At 48.7% G+C, this 17,365-nt stretch carries 12 protein-coding genes, 1 tRNA gene and 3 pseudogenes; 14 read left to right on the top strand and 2 right to left on the bottom strand.

Annotated elements, in window-relative coordinates; genetic code table 11:
• Positions 1-23 precede the first annotated feature (23 nt).
• The 4 genes from argH to PREDE_RS06035 all read left to right on the top strand — a co-directional run bounded on the left by argH (position 24) and on the right by PREDE_RS06035 (position 3,487).
• Complete coding sequence (argH, locus tag PREDE_RS06020; RefSeq protein ID WP_005845077.1) at positions 24-1,373, top strand: argininosuccinate lyase; 1,350 nt, start codon at positions 24-26, stop codon at positions 1,371-1,373.
• Complete coding sequence (locus PREDE_RS06025) at positions 1,370-1,927, top strand: Rieske (2Fe-2S) protein (protein WP_005845079.1); 558 nt, start codon at positions 1,370-1,372, stop codon at positions 1,925-1,927. Before argH ends, PREDE_RS06025 begins: the two co-directional genes overlap by 4 nt.
• 683 nt (positions 1,928-2,610) lie before the next feature.
• The gene (gene greA, locus PREDE_RS06030; RefSeq protein WP_005845081.1) at positions 2,611-3,078 is read left to right on the top strand and encodes a transcription elongation factor GreA; all 468 of its coding nucleotides are present in this window, start codon (positions 2,611-2,613) and stop codon (positions 3,076-3,078) included.
• Positions 3,079-3,094: 16 nt separating this feature from the next.
• The gene (locus PREDE_RS06035) at positions 3,095-3,487 is read left to right on the top strand and encodes an HIT family protein (RefSeq protein ID WP_005845082.1); all 393 of its coding nucleotides are present in this window, start codon (positions 3,095-3,097) and stop codon (positions 3,485-3,487) included.
• Here the strand turns inward: PREDE_RS06035 and PREDE_RS06040 are convergent.
• Positions 3,480-4,568: a mannose-1-phosphate guanylyltransferase gene (locus tag PREDE_RS06040; protein WP_005845084.1), complete on the bottom strand. Its 1,089-nt coding sequence runs from the start codon at positions 4,566-4,568 to the stop codon at positions 3,480-3,482. The two genes, PREDE_RS06035 and PREDE_RS06040, sit on opposite strands and share 8 nt — an antisense overlap.
• Before the next feature lie 170 nt (positions 4,569-4,738).
• Between PREDE_RS06040 and PREDE_RS06045 the strand changes: the two genes are divergently transcribed.
• From PREDE_RS06045 to PREDE_RS06090, 10 genes and pseudogenes are all read left to right on the top strand, one after another.
• A complete protein-coding gene (locus PREDE_RS06045) occupies positions 4,739-5,557 on the top strand; it encodes a pyridoxamine kinase (RefSeq protein ID WP_005845085.1) in 819 nt (272 codons plus the stop codon).
• A 33-nt stretch (positions 5,558-5,590) separates the two neighbouring features.
• Positions 5,591-7,252, top strand: a complete 1,662-nt coding sequence (locus PREDE_RS06050) for a putative transporter (RefSeq protein WP_005845087.1) — start codon at positions 5,591-5,593, stop codon at positions 7,250-7,252.
• A 594-nt stretch (positions 7,253-7,846) separates the two neighbouring features.
• Positions 7,847-8,089 (top strand): hypothetical protein, encoded by a 243-nt coding sequence (locus tag PREDE_RS06055; RefSeq protein WP_005845091.1) that lies wholly within the window; start codon positions 7,847-7,849, stop codon positions 8,087-8,089.
• 46 nt (positions 8,090-8,135) lie between these two features.
• Positions 8,136-8,471 (top strand): annotated as a pseudogene (locus PREDE_RS06060) (fimbrillin family protein); the annotation flags it as partial.
• 164 nt (positions 8,472-8,635) lie between these two features.
• A pseudogene (gene istA, locus PREDE_RS14035) lies at positions 8,636-10,208 on the top strand (IS21 family transposase).
• An 11-nt stretch (positions 10,209-10,219) separates the two neighbouring features.
• Positions 10,220-11,007 (top strand): annotated as a pseudogene (istB, locus tag PREDE_RS06070) (IS21-like element helper ATPase IstB).
• 199 nt (positions 11,008-11,206) lie between these two features.
• The gene (locus PREDE_RS06075; RefSeq protein ID WP_005845094.1) at positions 11,207-11,497 is read left to right on the top strand and encodes a helix-turn-helix domain-containing protein; all 291 of its coding nucleotides are present in this window, start codon (positions 11,207-11,209) and stop codon (positions 11,495-11,497) included.
• Entirely contained in the window at positions 11,487-12,377 is an 891-nt protein-coding gene (locus PREDE_RS06080; protein ID WP_005845095.1) for a DNA-methyltransferase, read from the top strand. Before PREDE_RS06075 ends, PREDE_RS06080 begins: the two co-directional genes overlap by 11 nt.
• A gap of 5 nt (positions 12,378-12,382) precedes the next feature.
• Entirely contained in the window at positions 12,383-15,295 is a 2,913-nt protein-coding gene (locus tag PREDE_RS06085) for an N-6 DNA methylase (RefSeq protein WP_005845096.1), read from the top strand.
• 2 nt (positions 15,296-15,297) lie between these two features.
• On the top strand, positions 15,298-17,115 hold the full coding sequence (locus PREDE_RS06090) for an ATP-binding protein (RefSeq protein WP_005845097.1): 1,818 nt from the start codon (positions 15,298-15,300) through the stop codon (positions 17,113-17,115).
• Positions 17,116-17,201: 86 nt separating this feature from the next.
• On the opposite strand, the gene PREDE_RS06095 is transcribed toward PREDE_RS06090, so the two are convergent.
• Positions 17,202-17,283, bottom strand: a tRNA-Leu gene (locus tag PREDE_RS06095).
• Positions 17,284-17,365 lie beyond the last annotated feature (82 nt).

The following is a 17,365-nucleotide window of genomic DNA, read 5'->3' on the forward strand; positions in this document are numbered from 1 at the left end:
CCACACATCAATTCACAGCAACCATGGCCACCAAACTTTGGGAAAAAAACTTCCAGGTCAACGCAGAGATTGAGCGGTTCACCGTGGGCCGCGACCGCGAGATGGACCTCTACCTCGCCAAATACGACGTGCTGGGCTCCATGGCCCACATCACCATGCTGCAGTCCATCGGGCTCTTGGAGCGCGACGAGCTACTGCAACTGCTGCAAGCCCTGCGCCACATCTACCGCAGTTGCGAGCAGGGGCAGTTCGTTATCGAGGAGGGCGTGGAAGACGTGCACTCCCAAGTGGAGCTGATGCTCACCCGAAAGCTCGGCGATATGGGCAAGAAGATACACTCGGGACGGTCGCGCAACGACCAGGTTCTGGTGGATCTGAAGCTCTTTACACGCCGCCAGCTCCTGGAGATTACCGAGGGCGTGAAGCTGCTCTTCGACGAGCTCGTCCAGAAAAGCGACCTCTACAAGGACGTGCTCATGCCCGGCTACACCCACCTGCAAATAGCCATGCCCTCCAGTTTCGGCCTCTGGTTCGGCGCCTACGCCGAGAGCCTGGCCGACGACATGCTCTTTCTCCAGGCGGCCTACCGCCTCACCAACCGCAACCCCCTGGGCTCGGCGGCCGGCTATGGCTCGTCGTTCCCCCTCGACCGCACGCTCACCACGCAGCTGTTGGGCTTCGACTCGATGGACTACAACGTGGTCTACGCCCAGATGGGACGCGGCAAAATGGAGCGCAACGTGGCCTTTGCCCTGGCCTCGGTGGCCGGCACACTGGCCAAGCTGGCGTTCGACGCCTGCCTCTTCAACTCGCAGAACTTCGGGTTCGTGCGGCTGCCCAAGGAGTGCACCACGGGCTCGAGCATCATGCCCCACAAGAAAAACCCCGACGTTTTCGAGCTTATCCGCGCCAAGAGCAACAAGCTGCAGGGCCTGCCCCAACAGGTCATGCTCATCATGAACAACCTGCCCACGGGCTACTTCCGCGACCTGCAAGTCATCAAGGAAATCTTCCTGCCCGCCTTCGACGAGCTGAAAGACTGTCTGCGGATGACCGCCTACATCATCAACAAAATGGAGGTGAACGAGCACATTCTCGACAATCCGATGTACGACCCGATGTTCTCCGTCGAGGCGGTGAACCGTCTGGCCGCCGCCGGCATGCCGTTCCGCGACGCCTACAAACAGGTGGGACTCGACATCGAGGCCGGCACCTTCAAGGCCGACAAGCACATCCACCACACCCACGAGGGCTCCATCGGCAACCTGTGCAACGACCGCATACGCGCGCTCATGGACAGCACGCTGGCCGAATTCCACTTCGACCGCGTGGCCGCCGCCGAGCAGGCCCTGCTGAATCCTCCCCGCCCATGACCGCCAGAAACCTCACATTCGGACTCGTGCTGGCCCTTGCGGCCCTGCCGTGTGCCTGTGGCGACACGCAGGATCTGTACAGCAACAGCTACTGCCGCCTCTACTTCGACAATGCTCAGCACAACGACGCCACCCTGGCCGGCGGCATGACGCCCCACTCGGGCGTCTTTGTCACCATCAGCACGTCGGGCAAACAGTTTGTCTTCGAGAGCAACCAGGGCCTCAACAGCCGCGTCACGATGACGGCCCTCGACGAGCGACGGGGCTTCGTGCTGGGCATGAACGGCGGCATCATCGTGGGCTACGGCAACTCGGCCGACGGCACTTTCTATGCCTACGACCGCGAATGCCCCAACTGTTTCGACCCGAACGCCCTGCCCGTGCGCAGCCACAAGGTCGAGGTGGGCGAGTTCGGCATCGCCGTCTGCCCCACGTGCCACCGCCGGTACGACCTGAACAACGGCGGCATCGTCAGTGAGGGCGAGGCCGGCAAGAAGCTGACGCGCTACCGGGCCACCACCACCGGCCCCTACGGCAGGCTCAACGTGGGGTAGTCCGCCGGCTCCCGGCCACGCCCCCGCCGCCCTGCGGCTGCACGGCCGCCCGGCACAGCCCCCGCGGCAACGGCGCAAACGCGATGCGGCAACGGCGTAATCGCGGCATGAAAACGGCGTAAACGCAACGCGAAAACGCCGCAATCGCGACGCGATTGCCCCGTCATCGTCCTGCGGCAAAATGCACTTTGAAACAAGAACTGCGGTTGGCATGCAGGCATGCACCCCGTGCGGGGCTGCCCGTCGGGTCCTGCCCTTGCAGGCACAGGCCGTATGCCCCTACGGTTTGGGCACCGTTCGGGGCCTCGACGCACGCCCCGCCCCGTTCGGTTCTTCAGCTCGGAAAGGGTACAAAAAAGGGGGCTCCGCCGAGTCCCCAACCTTTGTTAACCTTAAATCTAATACTATGAAAAACACAAACCAAAAATAAACAAATCTCCAACTCAATGCAAATCTAAGGCGAAAATAAAATGCAGAAAGCGCGATTTCTTGATCTTCGTCAAGCGAAAAACAAAAATATTAGGCCATTTGCTTGTGTCTGTCGAAATTAATGCCTACCTTTGCACCGATACACGACAACAGACAGACTTTAGAAAGCAGCGTTCCGACATTCGCAATCATGTCGGAACGCTGCTTTCTAAAGTCTCCGTTTGGAAACGCATAAACAATTTAAAGAGATAACTATGGCTTACATGTCACAAGAGGGCTACGACAAACTCGTGGCCCAGCTCCACCAAATGGAAGCTATCGAGCGCCCCAAAGCGTCGGCGGCCATCGCCGAGGCGGCCGACAAGGGCGACTTGAGCGAGAACTCAGAGTACGACGCTGCCAAGGAGGCACAGGCGCATCTGGAGAACAAAATCAACGAACTGAAGAAGACCATTGCCCTTGCCAAGATCGTGGACATGTCACGACTCTCCACCGACGAGGTGCAAATCATGTCGAAAGTAGAGATGACAAACCTCACCACAAAGAAGAAAATGACCTACACTGTGGTGAGCGAGAGCGAGGCAAACCTCAAGGAAGGCAAGATCTCCATCCACACTCCCATTGCCCAAGGACTGCTGAACAAGAAAGTGGGCGACGTGGTAGAGGTGAAGGTTCCGCGCGGAACGCTCAAGCTGCAAATAGACAAGATTACCATTGAATAGGAAAACCAACTGCCTTATGCCTACCCTTTTCAGTAAGATTGCCGCTGGCGAGATACCCAGCTACAAGTGCGCCGAGGACGAACGCTTCTATGCTTTCCTCGACATCAACCCTGTGGTGAAGGGCCACACACTGGTGGTGCCCCGCAAGGAAGTGGACTATATCTTCGACATGGCCGACGAAGACCTGGCCGCCTTTGAGCTCTTTGCCAAACGCGTGGCACGGGCCATCCGCACGGCCTTCCCCTGCAAGAAAGTGGCGCAGGTGGTGCTCGGGCTCGAAGTGAACCATGCCCACATCCACCTCATGCCCATCAACACCGAGGGCGACGTGGACTTCAAGAAGCACGTAACGCTCAGCGAAGACGAGATGAAAGAGACGGCGGCCAAGATTCGGGAAGCGTTCAAATGAACGCTTCCCCCATTTTGAGCTGAACTTCGTTCACATACTTGCGAATCAGAGCCGAAGAATCTTCCTTGCGGCAGATGAGAAGCACGTTGTCCTTCTCGGCCACGATGAACCCTTCGAGCCCGTTGATAACACCAAGCCGCCCCTTGGGCAGCTTGATGACATTGTTGCGGCTGTTGTCAACAATGACTTCTGAATTGATGACGACGTTGCCCTCGACCGTGCGCGGCATGGCCTCGTAGATGCCATGCCAGGTTCCCAGGTCGGCCCAGCCGAAGTCACACTTCATCACGCACACGCCCTCGGCATTGTCGAGCACGCCCGCCTCCAGCGAAATGTTGGGGTAGAGCGTGAAGTGTTCCTGCATGTAGGCTTCCTCTTGTTCCACCGTGGCATCCTTGTTGATTCTTTCGAGTTCGCGCAGCACGGGGGGCAGGATATGCGAAAAGCTCTCACGCAGGTGGACGACGCTGGAGAGGAAGAGGCCCGTGTTCCAGAGGAACTCGCCGCTTTCCATGAACGTTCGGGCAAACTCGCGGTCGGGTTTCTCGGTGAAAGTCTTCACTTGGTAGACATCTTGCTCCAGCATTTCGGCTTTCTGAATATAGCCATAGCCCGGCTCGGGCCGCGTGGGGCTCACCCCCATGGTGAGAAAAGTCTCGTGTGTGCCCACAAAGTTGAGGCCGTCGAGCACGTTCTGCCGGAATGCCTCCTCGTTCATCACCAGCTGGTCAGACGGCACGGCAATGATGCGCGCCTCGGGACAGAGGCGCGAAATGCGGTAGTTGGCCCAGGCTATGCTGGGAGCTGTGTTGCGATGGATGGGCTCGGCCATGATGCGCGAACGGGGCACCTCGGGCAGTTGTTCCATGACCAGAGGCAGATACTGGCTGTTGGTGTTGATGAGGATATGGTCGGACGGCAGGATGCGCGCCATGCGGTCGTAGGTTTGCTGAAGCTGCGTGCGCCCCGTTCCGAAGAAATCGATGAACTGTTTGGGGAAATTCTCGCGGCTGCAAGGCCACAGGCGACGCCCCTTGCCCCCGGCAAGTATCAGGCAGAAGTTGTTGTTGTTGTTGCTCATCTTGGCTAAAGCATAGATTTAAAATCATGAACTAAATTACGACAATAAAACGATACAACCATGCTTTCGGCCGCTTTTTTGGCTTATTTTTTCAATAACCAACCTTTTTTGTCTTTTTACTTTTCCACCTTTCGGCTTTTTACTAACTTTGCAACCGATTTGACGACATCATGAGCAAGAAGCAAATACTCCTCATCAACGACATGGCGGGTTACGGCAAGGTGGCCACGGCAGCCATGCTGCCCATTCTCTCCTACATGGGGCACCCCACCTACAATCTGCCTACGGCGCTGGTATCCAACACGCTGGACTATGGAAAGTTCAACATTCTCGACACCACCGACTACATCACCGGCGTGTTTCCCGTGTGGAAAGGGCTGGGCTTCCGCTTCGACGCCATCGCCACGGGATTCATTGCTTCGGAGCGTCAGGCCCTCGTGGTGTCGGCCTACTGCCGTGAACAGGCCCTCGGCGGCACCACCATCTTCGTGGATCCCATCATGGGCGACGAGGGCAAGCTCTACAACGGGGTGACCCCCGCCACCATCGGAAGCATGAAAGAGATGATTGCCGTGGCCGATTTGATCTTCCCCAACTACACGGAGGCCTGCTATCTCACCGGCGCCGGCTACCGTCCCGACGGCATCACGATGGAGGAGACCCGGGCACTGCTCGACAAGCTCACGGCCATCGGCGCCAAGTCGGCCCTCATCACGTCGATTCCGGTCGACAGGCAGCCCAGCGTGGTGGGCTACAATCACAAGAGCGGACAGTATTTCATGCTGCCCTATACCGAAATTCCCGTCCACTTCCCCGGCACGGGCGACATCTTCTCGGCCGTGCTCATCGGCCATCTGCTCAACGGCGAGGGGCTGCGACGCTCCACACGCGAGGCCATGAACGCCGTGTCGCGGCTCATCGAGTGCAACAAGGACAACGCCGACAAGAACCGCGGCATCCCCTTGGAGAACTACCTCCACCTTATTTAATCACCCCCACTCCACACCTTACCCCTGCATCCCATGGATTGGCTGTCCTCCCTCTTCAGTGTCCACTCGTCCGTACAGACGGTGATCATCATTTCTATGGTCGTTGCGCTTGGCCTCGCCTTGGGCCGCATCAAGGTGATGGGCGTCTCGCTGGGCATTGCTTTCGTGTTCTTCGCCGGCATTCTGGCCGGACATGCAGGCCTGTCGATCGATGCCCGGACGCTCGACTATGTGGAGACGTTCGGCCTGTCGATGTTTGTCTATTGCCTGGGACTGCACGTTGGCCCCAACTTCTTCGGCTCGCTGCGCCACGAAGGCATGGCCCTCAACCTGTGGGGGCTGGCCGTCATCTTGGCGGGCACCCTGCTGGCACTGGTGCTGGTGCCGATAACGGGGGTGGGCGTGGCCGACATGGTGGGGCTACTTTGTGGCGCCACAACCAACACACCCGCCCTGGGTGCCGCCACACAGGCACTGGAACACCTGGGCATGCCCAGCGGACGGGCCGCCCTGGCCACCGCCGTGACCTATCCGCTCGGCGTGGTGGGCGTCATCTTGGCCATGATGCTGATGCGCAAACTGTTTGTGAAGCCCTGCGACCTCAAGGTAAAACCGCTCAGCGACGACGACAATACATACATCGCACAGCTCACGGCTATCAACCCGGCCATCGACGGCAAGACCATTGCACAGATTGCACAGATGACCCACCTGCACTTCATCATCTCGCGCATCTGGCGCGGAAGCCAGGTCATTGTGCCCGTGGCAGACACCGTGATTCAGGTCAACGACTCCCTGCTCGTGGTGACCACCAAGGAAGACGAGGAGGCCTTGGTGCTGCTCTTCGGCCGCCAGGAAGCCAAGGACTGGAACCGCGACGTGATAGACTGGAACGCCATCGACTCCAATGTGGAGAGCCGTGTCTGTGTGGTGACACGCCGGGGACTCAACGGCAAGCGGCTCGGCGAACTGCGCATGCGCGACATCTGCGGGGTGAATGTGAGCCGCATCATCCGGGGCGACGTCAAGCTGCTGGCCAGCCACGACCTCCGTCTGCAATATGGAGACCGCGTGACCGTGGTGGGCAAGCACAACGATGTGGAGAATGCCGAGCACTTTCTGGGCAACTCCGTGAAGACGCTCGAGGAGCCCAACATCGGCAGTATCTTCCTCGGCATCATCCTGGGCGTGGCCTTAGGCACCATCCCCATCAGTCTGCCCGGCATGGAATCGCCCATCCGGCTGGGCATCGCCGGCGGCCCCATCATCATGGGCATTCTGGTGGGCGCGCTGGGGCCGCGCATGCACTTCATCTCCTACACCACGCGCTCGGCCTCGCTCATGCTGCGCATGCTGGGCCTGTCGCTCTATCTGGCCTGTCTGGGACTGGATGCGGGCAAGGACTTCTTTGCCACCGTCGTGCGCCCCGAGGGCATCGCATGGGTGGGCATTGGCTTCCTCATCACGCTACTGCCCGTCGTCCTAGTGGGCCTCATCGCCCTGAAAACCCGGAAATATGACTTCGGAACCATCTGCGGCATCCTCTGCGGGAGCATGGCCAACCCCATGGCGCTGACCTATGCCAACGACACGCTGCGCGGCGACACGGCCAGCATTTCTTACGCCGCCGTCTATCCCCTCGGCATGTTTGTCCGTGTCGTCATCGTCCAAATCATCATTATGTTTATGGTGTAGCCGGGCACAAACATGACGCAATAATTGCCATTTCTCTTGCGTAGTTCCGATTTTATCGCTATCTTTGCACCCAAATCCAAATCATTGGTATTGATTGCCATAGAGAGACATAACCGTCAGCAGCATTGCTCCCTATACCATAGAGGTGTATGTGCAGCACAGGAAAAGCCCACTTTTCCTGTAAATTTGTTGTCGGCCGCACAAGAGAAAACAACTTTTCTTGCAAATTTATTGTCGAATTGTTTGGTAGTTCCAAATAATTTGCTACTCTCTCTCATAGGCGCACCTGGCGTAACCTTTCTTTAACACGCGCGCGTACGCGCGCGAGGAGAACCTCGCGCAATCCCAATAGGCAAAGGACTTCCCGAAGCTTCCTTTGCCCGGTTCCTTGTGTGTTTTTCCCAAGGAGCCCAAGGGAAAATAAGAGAGATTTAAGTCTTCCAAACTCCTACAAATCCTATAGGCTCCTATCAAGTCTTGCCAACGCTTGTCAGCCACCTATGGACCTTGTCAAGTCTTATAAAAGCTTGTCACTTTCCCATAGCCCCCTATCCCCCCTTATAGAATCCTATAAAATCCCATAAACTCATATTCATGAACAAAAAAGAGACATCAACAAAAAGTCACAGGCAGCCCTATGTCTGCCCCAACTGCGAAGTCATCGTCGTAGAGAACGAAAACACCATCCTTGCCGGCAGCCCGCCCGTGCGCCCCGGCGGAGACGGGCCCGCAGGCAACAAAGGCAGCGTCAGCATCGAAGACCTCACAGAGGACAACGACGACACGGAGCTCATGGGAGCCAAACGTGTCAACAGATGGGACGCGTGGGAAGAGTAAAAGGTAAAAAAGAGTAAAAGGCAAACAACAAGTAAAGACTACAACCATGATAAGATTCAAGGAATATTTGGAGCGCAGGGCCCGCAGGGCGGCGTTCATGAGTGTGTGCCTCGCGGGACTCACAGGTTTCGGCGGGCTCTTCCTCGGCTCGTGTGCCAACGAGGATCTGGGCAAGGAAGGCGGCAAGGAGGGCGACAGGAACGCCTCCGTAGCCTTCAACGTAAGCGAGGCGCAGGACGACGCACAGGCTGCCGCCAAGGCCATGCCGGGCATGCCCGTGACACGTGCGGCATTCAGCGAACAGCTGGGCATGATGAACCTCATGCCCGAAGACCTCACCACGCAGAAGCTCGACATCAAGGGAGCTGGAAAAGCCACTCTACTTTGACCCTTTTGGCCAAACAGGATTGCTCACCTTGGCCATAATATGATTGACCCTTTTGGCCAAAATAATATTAACCACTTAGTACAAGTGTCGTTAGAGTTTTTTATGTAGATTTGGGAACCCGAGTCCTGGTGTAAGGGGTAATAATAAAATCTATGCAAATGAACAAGAGAATCAAGAACATTTTAAGATGTTATGCGGCAGGGATGGGTATCAAGGAAACGGCATCCACGTTCCATACTTCCCGTAACACTGTCCGCAAGTATGTCCGTCTGTTCCTTTCAAGTGGGAAAAGCATCGATCAGCTTCTCTCCCTTTCCGAGGAGCAGTTGCATGAGATGTTTGTCGGTACGGAATCCCGACGTCGGGAGCCTTCTTCCAAAAGGATTGAATTGGAGGCTTTGCTTCCCGGATATGTATCCCGCCTGACACGCAAAGGGATGAGTGTCAGAAAACTGTTTAAGGAGTATCATGCTGAATATCCTGACGGTCTTCAGCTGTCTTCCTTCAAAGCGGGCAGTCCGCCAGTACAAGTTCCACATCAAGGTCGTCGGCCATGTCGAGCACTATGCCGCAGACCAGATGTATGTTGATTTTGCCGGTGACAGACTTGAAGTTGTCGATGAGATGGCAGGCGAGACGAAGAAGGCCGAAGTCTTTGTTGCCATCCTTCCGTTCAGTCATTACACCTACTGTGAGGCCGTATGGTCGCAGCGCAAGGAAGACCTGATCAAGGGATGCGAGAATGCCATGCTGTATTTCGAAGGGGCTCCGGCGGCAATAGTCCCCGACAATCTGAAGGCGGCCGTCACACGAAGCGACCGCAACGAGCCCGTCATCAATGACGATTTCGCCGCTTTTGCCGAGCATTACGGCTGTGCGGTCTATCCCGCCCGTGTACGCCACCCCAAGGACAAGGCCCTTGTTGAAAACGCAGTGAAGCTTCTCTACCGTTCCGTTTACCTGGACATAGAGGGAATGACTTTCTCCAGTCTGGACGATCTCAATGCCGCTATCCATGTTTCCCTGCACGATTTCAATGAAAAGGTGATGGCCGGCCGGGAGGCGTCACGCAAGGAGATGTTCCTGCGCGGTGAGAAGGACTACCTCCGCCCGCTTCCACTGAAACGCTACGTCATGAAAGAGAAAAAGCTGATGACTGTCGGCAGGAACTCCTACGTATCGCTGTTCAAGCACCATTACAGTGTTCCCAAGGAATATGTGGGGAAACGCGTGACGATCCTCTACGATGCCGACACGGTGGAAATCTACTGTGGCATGAACCTTGTCGCCGCCCATGACCGCAGTGACGTCCCCTACGCTTATTCATGGAAAAAGGAGCACTACCTGCCGGGACATTACGGCCCTTATGACAAGGACTTGGAGGAACTCTTCCGGCGTGCCTCGGAAATGGACAACATCGTATTGAACTATCTTCGGGAAGTGGAGCGGCTCATGCAGTATCCTCCAAAAGCGTTCAGAGCCTGCCGGGGCATACTGACGCTGGAGAAAAAGTACGGGCGTGACCGTCTGGTCGCGGCCTGCGCCTGCGCAAACCAGAAGCTGCAATACGGATATCAGGCCTTACGCGAGGTGCTTGAACTGGGAGAAGACGCGGATTTCCTTCCCGATGAGGACGGAAGGGTACAGCCCCTCGGGGCTTCCCCTGCGCCACCGACCCACAAGAACATACGCGGACGTGAATATTACAGAAAAGACAAACAAGAATTATAAAGTTCGGATTTATGGAAACAAACAACAAGACAGCTCCTGTTACAGGACAGCAGGATCAGAATGCCATATCGCTTGATTTGATGAACCGCATGAAGCTGCATGGTATGGCGGAGGCCTTCAGGGAAAGCCTTGCCGGCACCACGCCGCAGGCCATGACGGCGGACACTTTCCTTTCCATGCTTCTTGCACGAGAATGGGACCATCGTGCCCAGGCTGCCATAGCACGGCTTACCAGGAATGCGGCATTCCGTTACAAGGCCTATCTTGAAGATATAGACTATGCCACGAACCGGGGGCTGGAGCGCAATCAGATGGAACGCCTCGCCACCCTGGATTTCGTGAACAAAGGGCAGAACCTTTTCGTCACAGGATCTTCCGGTACGGGAAAAAGCTTTCTGCATGTGCCCTCGGCCACGAGGCGTGCATAAGGGGATTCCGCACTTTCTATGCCAATGCCCCAAAACTGCTCGGGGCACTGAAAGTGGCCAAAATCAAGGGTACACTCGAGGCAGAACTCAAGAAGATCGAGCGGTGCCAGCTGCTTATCCTTGATGACCTGTTCCTTGTGCATCTTGACGCCAGGGAACGGCCCATACTGCTCGAAATTATCGAAGACAGGCATGAACGGAAATCCATCATCATAACCTCACAGTACCCTGCGTCCAACTGGTATGACATGGTGGGGGACCCGACAATAGCAGATGCCATTCTTGACCGTATCATTCATACGGCGCATACCATAGAATTATATGGCGAAAGCATGCGTAAGTTAAGGGCTAAGAAAAGCCAGAGTATCTAAAAGGGTAAAATAAAATTGACCCCTGCACCAGAACTTTACAAGGGGCAATCATGTTGTGGCCAACAGGAGCAAATTCTACTTGGCCAAAGGGGGCAAAGCAGAGTGGCTTTTCCAATGAGTAAAAAAGTGAGAATAATTTGTTTATTTCATATGAAAGCAGTACATTTGCCAAATAAAGACAAATCAACTATTGACAAATATGCTGTTTGCTGATAAATTGAAAGAATTAAGAGAAAAGAAGCAATTACTTCAAAGGCAATTGGCTTCTGCATTGGAGATAGATACTCCTATGTATAGCCGTATTGAAAGAGGAGAAAGAAAAGCCAAAAGGGAACAAGTCGTTTTATTGGCAAAGTTGCTTGGCGCAAACGAAAAAGAACTTTTGCAATTATGGCTTGCAGATAAGGTCTATGATGTTTTAGCAGAAGAAGATTGTGCTGATGGAGTAATAAATATGGTTGCAGAAAATATACGTGAATATGGAAAATAACATTCAAGATTTTATTAATAAAGTTATTGAAAATGACTGTCTGAAAGTTATGCCAAATATTCCAGACAAATCTGTTGATATGATTTTGTGTGATTTACCCTACGGTACAACACAAAATAAGTGGGATTCTGTCATTGACTTAAATAAGCTTTGGCAACAGTATATGCGTATAATAAAAGATAATGGTGCTATTGTCCTGACAGCACAAGGTCTTTTTACTGCAAAACTGATTTTAAGCAATGAGGATTGGTTCAAATATAAAATAGTTTGGATAAAATCAAAATCAACGAATTTCTTAAATGCCAAGAAACAGCCTTTGCGAAAACATGAAGATATTTGTGTGTTTTATAAACAACAACCCACATATAATCCTCAAATGACAAAGGGAGAGAGTTATGATAAGGGTATTCGCAAAAATCAATATACAGGAAGTTATGGAGATTTTAAGCCACGGCATGTTCAAAGTAATGGTATGCGCTATCCAAATGACGTTCTGTTCATGGACGATAATGAATTGCCAATAGAAGACTTTTTGTATGTTAAAACGGCAGAGTCGGAAGGACCAGTATATCATCCTACTCAAAAGCCCATTGAGTTAGGACGATACTTAATAAGAACTTTCTCTAATCCTGGGGATATTATTCTTGATAATGCTTGTGGTAGTGGCAGCTTCTTAGTTGCGGCAGCAATGGAGCATAGAAAGTATATCGGAATCGAAAAAAATCAGAACGTAATGCTTCATAAAGTCAAATCAATAGACTACATCCAAGTATGTGCTGATCGCCTAGCAGAGGTCTTAGCAATGCAGCACGATGAAAAAAAACAGCCTGTTATACAAGGTTTATTTGATAACAAAGTATATGCTTCAGCAGTTAAATAGTAGTTATGGCAAAACCTGAAATAAAGAGAAATGAACGAGATTGGGCTGGTCAGCTTATCAGTTGGATAAAATCAGCTATTGACAGAAAGACTACTATTTTTCAAGATGCAACTAATGATACAGGTGTAAAAATGAAATCGGGAAGAACTAAATTTCCTGATATTCTTCTTTTCATTGATAAGACTTCTGGTGTAATATTCAATGGCTGGGAATTGAAGTTTCCAGATACTGCCGTTGACGATACCATTATGTTGGAGAATGCGTTGGAAAAGGCGCATAAGCTACACTCTGATTCCTTTGTTACATGGAATGGTGCTGAAGCTATCATTTGGCATATAAACGATGAAGAATATACACTTGATGGGCTATCAAAGTTAAAAGTTTATCCAAAGGTTTCAACTATCAATAGTCGTGAGGATTTAGCTGATCCTGTAAAGTTTGCACAGCACGAACCATTATTGAAAGAACGTACAGAGGAAATCCTGCATGATTTAGATTCTTTGTACCGTAATGGCGCTTTGAAACCTGCGCTTGATATTTCTAAAAATATCATTTCTGCTGTACGAGAAGCATCTACTATCATTATTCCACAATTTCAAGAGGCGATAATTCAGGAGAAGGGTAGTAATCGTGCGTTTAGAGATGAATTTAATAAATGGAAAATTTATGAAAGTTCCACTTTGAAGATTTTAGAATCTTCATCAAGAAAGAAGGAGTATGTCATACCAGAACAGGTGTTGGCAAAGTTTACTTTTTACAACTTGATAGGAAAGACCATTTTCTATTTGACGCTTTGCGAGAACTTAAGTGGAGAGTTGGAACCGATTACTTTTGATGAAAATGAGTCTAGTAAAGATTTATTGAATAGCTATTTTGACAAAGCAAAGAAGATAGATTATCAAGCTATCTTTAGACCATATTTTACAGATAGTATAGAATATTCTGTTTTGGTCGATAAAGCAATTTATGCTCTATTGGAGGTGCTGACCACTTTTGATTTCAAAGTGTTGCCAACAGAAGTTATTGGACATATATTGGAAAACCTTGTGCCTGATGATGAGAAGCAGAAGTTTGGACAATACTTTACTAATGAAGTCTTGGCAAAACTTGTGGCTTTCCCTGTTATTAAGACCAATAAGGACGTATTGTTCGACCCAACTTGTGGGACAGGTACTTTCCTAAGCTCCTTTTATGAGATTTTACAAGCTTTAGGAACAAAAGAGCATGAGAAACTACTAAGGCAGATATGGGGTAATGATGTGTCTCATTTCCCTGCAATTTTATCTGTTATCAACTTATATAAGCAAAATGTAATAGCTACAAACAACTTCCCACGTGTTATGCGTAATGACTTTTTTAATTTGGAAGTTGGAGAAAAGGTCATCTTTCCTGATTCGCACGACCATAATAAGCATATTGATGTGCCAATACCAATTTTTGACGGCATTGCAAGTAATTTCCCGTTCATACAGCAGGAGGATATTCCCAATGAGAAACTATCAGCTTTCTTTAGAGAGCAATTTCAGAGTGGGCAGCAAGCTTTTTTGAAAGACAAAACATTCAAAATTAATGAGCGTTCTGATTATTTTACATACTGTATTTATAACGCTGATAAATTTCTCAAGCCTGATGGTTGCTTGTCAGCAATAACATCTAATGCGTGGCTAGGCAAGGAATATGGATTTCAATTCAAGAAGTTCTTGTTGGATAACTTCCATATACGATATGTTGTAAAAAGCAATGCTGAACACTGGTTTAAGGATTCTCAAGTGTCCACCATTTATTTTGTCTTAGATAAAATGCAAAGTTGTAAACCAACGAAGTTTATCACACTCAATCGTAAGTTGAGTGAATTGTTTGTTGCTGAATCTAAAAGTGGGCAAATACAGCAGATTGAAGATTTTTATAGTGATATAGATAATTGCAGTGATTCTCATAATGAGCTATGGGAGAAGGATAACTTCTTTGCTGACCTGTATAAGCGTAAAGATGGAAGTTTATCTGTATGCTTGGCATCTAAGGAATGTTTGTTAGATAGTCTTGAAAACAAGACTAATTGGGGACAGCTTTTCCTTTCCACCAATCTATTTGGTAGCTTTGAAAGTTGTTTAACCCAATATTATCCAAACATTGTAAAAGTGTTTAGAGGGGAGCGGACAGGTTGGAATCCTATGTTTGTCATTAAAGATAAGGATGTAAAATCATCACGTATTGACGAAAAGTATTTGGTTCCGTATGTGAAGTCATCGTCAGATCTCCAACAGATAGAGTTTGATGATAATTATAAGTTTAGGGCTTTCGTCTGCCAAGATGAGGAAAAGGATATAGACAAAGGAACGAAGTCATGGATTGATAAATTTGTGAACGCACCTAATAAGAATGGTAGCCAGACAATATCAGAGGCATGCGCAGGACACCGACCATATTGGTATTCTCTAAATCCTAAAAGGGCACACATTATCACTACAATAAATCCATACGAACGCTTCTTCTTTACTTTTGCCAAAGAGCCATTTGTTATTGATCAGCGTTTGATAGCAATGCAGGTGCAGGATGGCTATGATATAGAACTGATAGCAGCTCTACTCAACTCTGTGATAACTTTCTTTATTCTTGAAATACGAGGAACATCGAGAAACTTAGGCGCATTAGATTTAAATGCTGATTATTTGAAGCAGATATGCTTATTAAATCCTAATTTGTTATCAACAGAACACTCGCAAAAAATAAAAAGAGCATTTGATCCTTTAAAACACAGAAAAATCAACAGTGTCTTTAAAGAAGTTAACGATAAAGACCGTATAAAATTCGATCAGACGGTATTTGAGTGTTTTGGATTAGATAAATGTATGCTACAAAGTGTATATGCATTATTAATAAGTGCAGTAACAGATAGAGTAACATTAAGAAAAAAATAAATATGAAATTAAAAAGATTATATCTTGAGAATTTTCGGAGTTATAAAGACTTGATTAGTATAGACTTTGATAGCATAACTACTTTTATCGGTAAAAATGATGCGGGGAAATCAACGATATTAGAGGCATTAGAGATTTTTTTCAACAATGATATAGTTAAAATTGATAGCTCTGATGCCAATATTTTTTCGAATTCTAAAAAAGTTACAATAGCATGCGATTTTACGGAATTACCAAATGAACTGGTTTTAGATTCAGGCGAGAAGACTTCATTGAAAGAGGAATACCTACTAATAGATGAGGATACGATGCGTATTAAAAAGATTTATGATTGTAACAAATCTAAACCTTCTGAAGATATATACATTGTAGCTAATCATCCAACAGCAGATGGGTTTGAGAATCTTCTTTCTTTGAAAGAAAAGGAACTGCAGAAGATGGTTAAAGAACACCAATTAAATTGTCCCCAAAAGGGTAATCCTATAATGCGTAAAGCTTTATGGAAATCTACTGATGATCTTAAAATATCTGAGGTTGAAATATCTTTGACAAAATCTAAAGAAGATGTAAAGGATATTTGGTCTAAGATAGAATCATATTTGCCAACTTATGCACTTTTCCAAAGTGACCGTTCCAGTAGCGATTCTGATGGAGAGGTTCAAAATCCAATGAAAGTAGCTATACAGGAAGCTATTAGCGAAGTTCAGAAGGAGATACAAGAAATTCAAGAAAAGGTTCGTGAAAAGGCAACAGAAATTGCAAATCAAACCCATAAAGCTTTACAAGCTATTGACCCTTCATTGGCAAATGAGTTAACACCTACATTTGCAACACCTGCTGCATCTAAGTGGAACAGCCTATTTTCAATAGCGATGGATACAGATGCAGGAATATCACTTAATAAGCGCGGTAGTGGTGTAAGACGAATGATTTTGGTAGGTTTTTTTAAGGCTGAGGCAGAACGGAAAGCAAAGAAAAGCAATAAAAAGGATATTATCTATGCAATAGAGGAGCCTGAAACAGCTCAACACCCAAATAACCAAAAGATTTTAATCAACTCCTTCTTAGAATTATCAGATACTCCCCATTGTCAGATTATCCTTACAACACATAGTCCAGGTTTAGCTCAAGAATTACCAACTAATAGCATAAGATTTATAAATAAAGACGAACACAATAATTCTGTTGTTCAAGGGGGAACGGAAGTTGTTATCTCCAATGTCGTTAAGGCCTTAGGTATATTTCCTAATCCTGAACAAAATATAAAATTGGTTATTCATGTAGAAGGTCCTACGGATGTTATAGCTTTAAAATGTTTCTCTCGTTGTTTACGAGAAAAATATACTGATGTTATTGATTTATCGTCCGATAGTCGTATCTTGTTGATACCATCTGGCGGTAGTATTCTTAAATATTGGGTAGATGCTCACTATTTGGAAAACTTACATTGCCCATGTGTGCATATCTATGACAATGACGTGGCTGCATATCAAACTACTATAGATAAAGTCAATACACAAAATGATGATTCATGGGGAGTCCTCACAAAAAAATATGAAATAGAAAATTATCTTCATAGTGATGCTATTAAAGCAGCTTACGATATAGAGGTAGATACAGATGAGGACAAGGTACCAGAAAGGTTTGGTGAAATTTATGCTAAAAAGAAAAAATTGGATAACCCAATGAAAGCAAAAAAATCCAAGATTTATCTTGAAAAGGCATTTGACAATATGACATACCAATTATTAATGGCACGAGATACTGAGGGGGAAATTAAAAGTTGGTTTGATAGGATAAAGAAACTTGTAGAAATATAATATGCCGATTGGGAACATTTTGGGAACATTTATAAAATAAGAAAAAGCTAAGTATTGAGTAATCAATTACTTAGCTTTTTACTTTGTACCCAGACCCGGGCTCGAACCGGGATGCCTTGCGGCACTGGTGTTTGAGACCAGCGCGTCTACCTATTCCGCCATCTGGGCAAATGTGCGTACAAAGGTACAAGGAAATTTCGGAATGGCAAAAAATTATGGAGGAATTCTATTGATGAGTGCAAAGATTTAC

The organism is Prevotella dentalis DSM 3688, assembly GCF_000242335.1.
Classification (GTDB): domain Bacteria; phylum Bacteroidota; class Bacteroidia; order Bacteroidales; family Bacteroidaceae; genus Prevotella; species Prevotella seregens.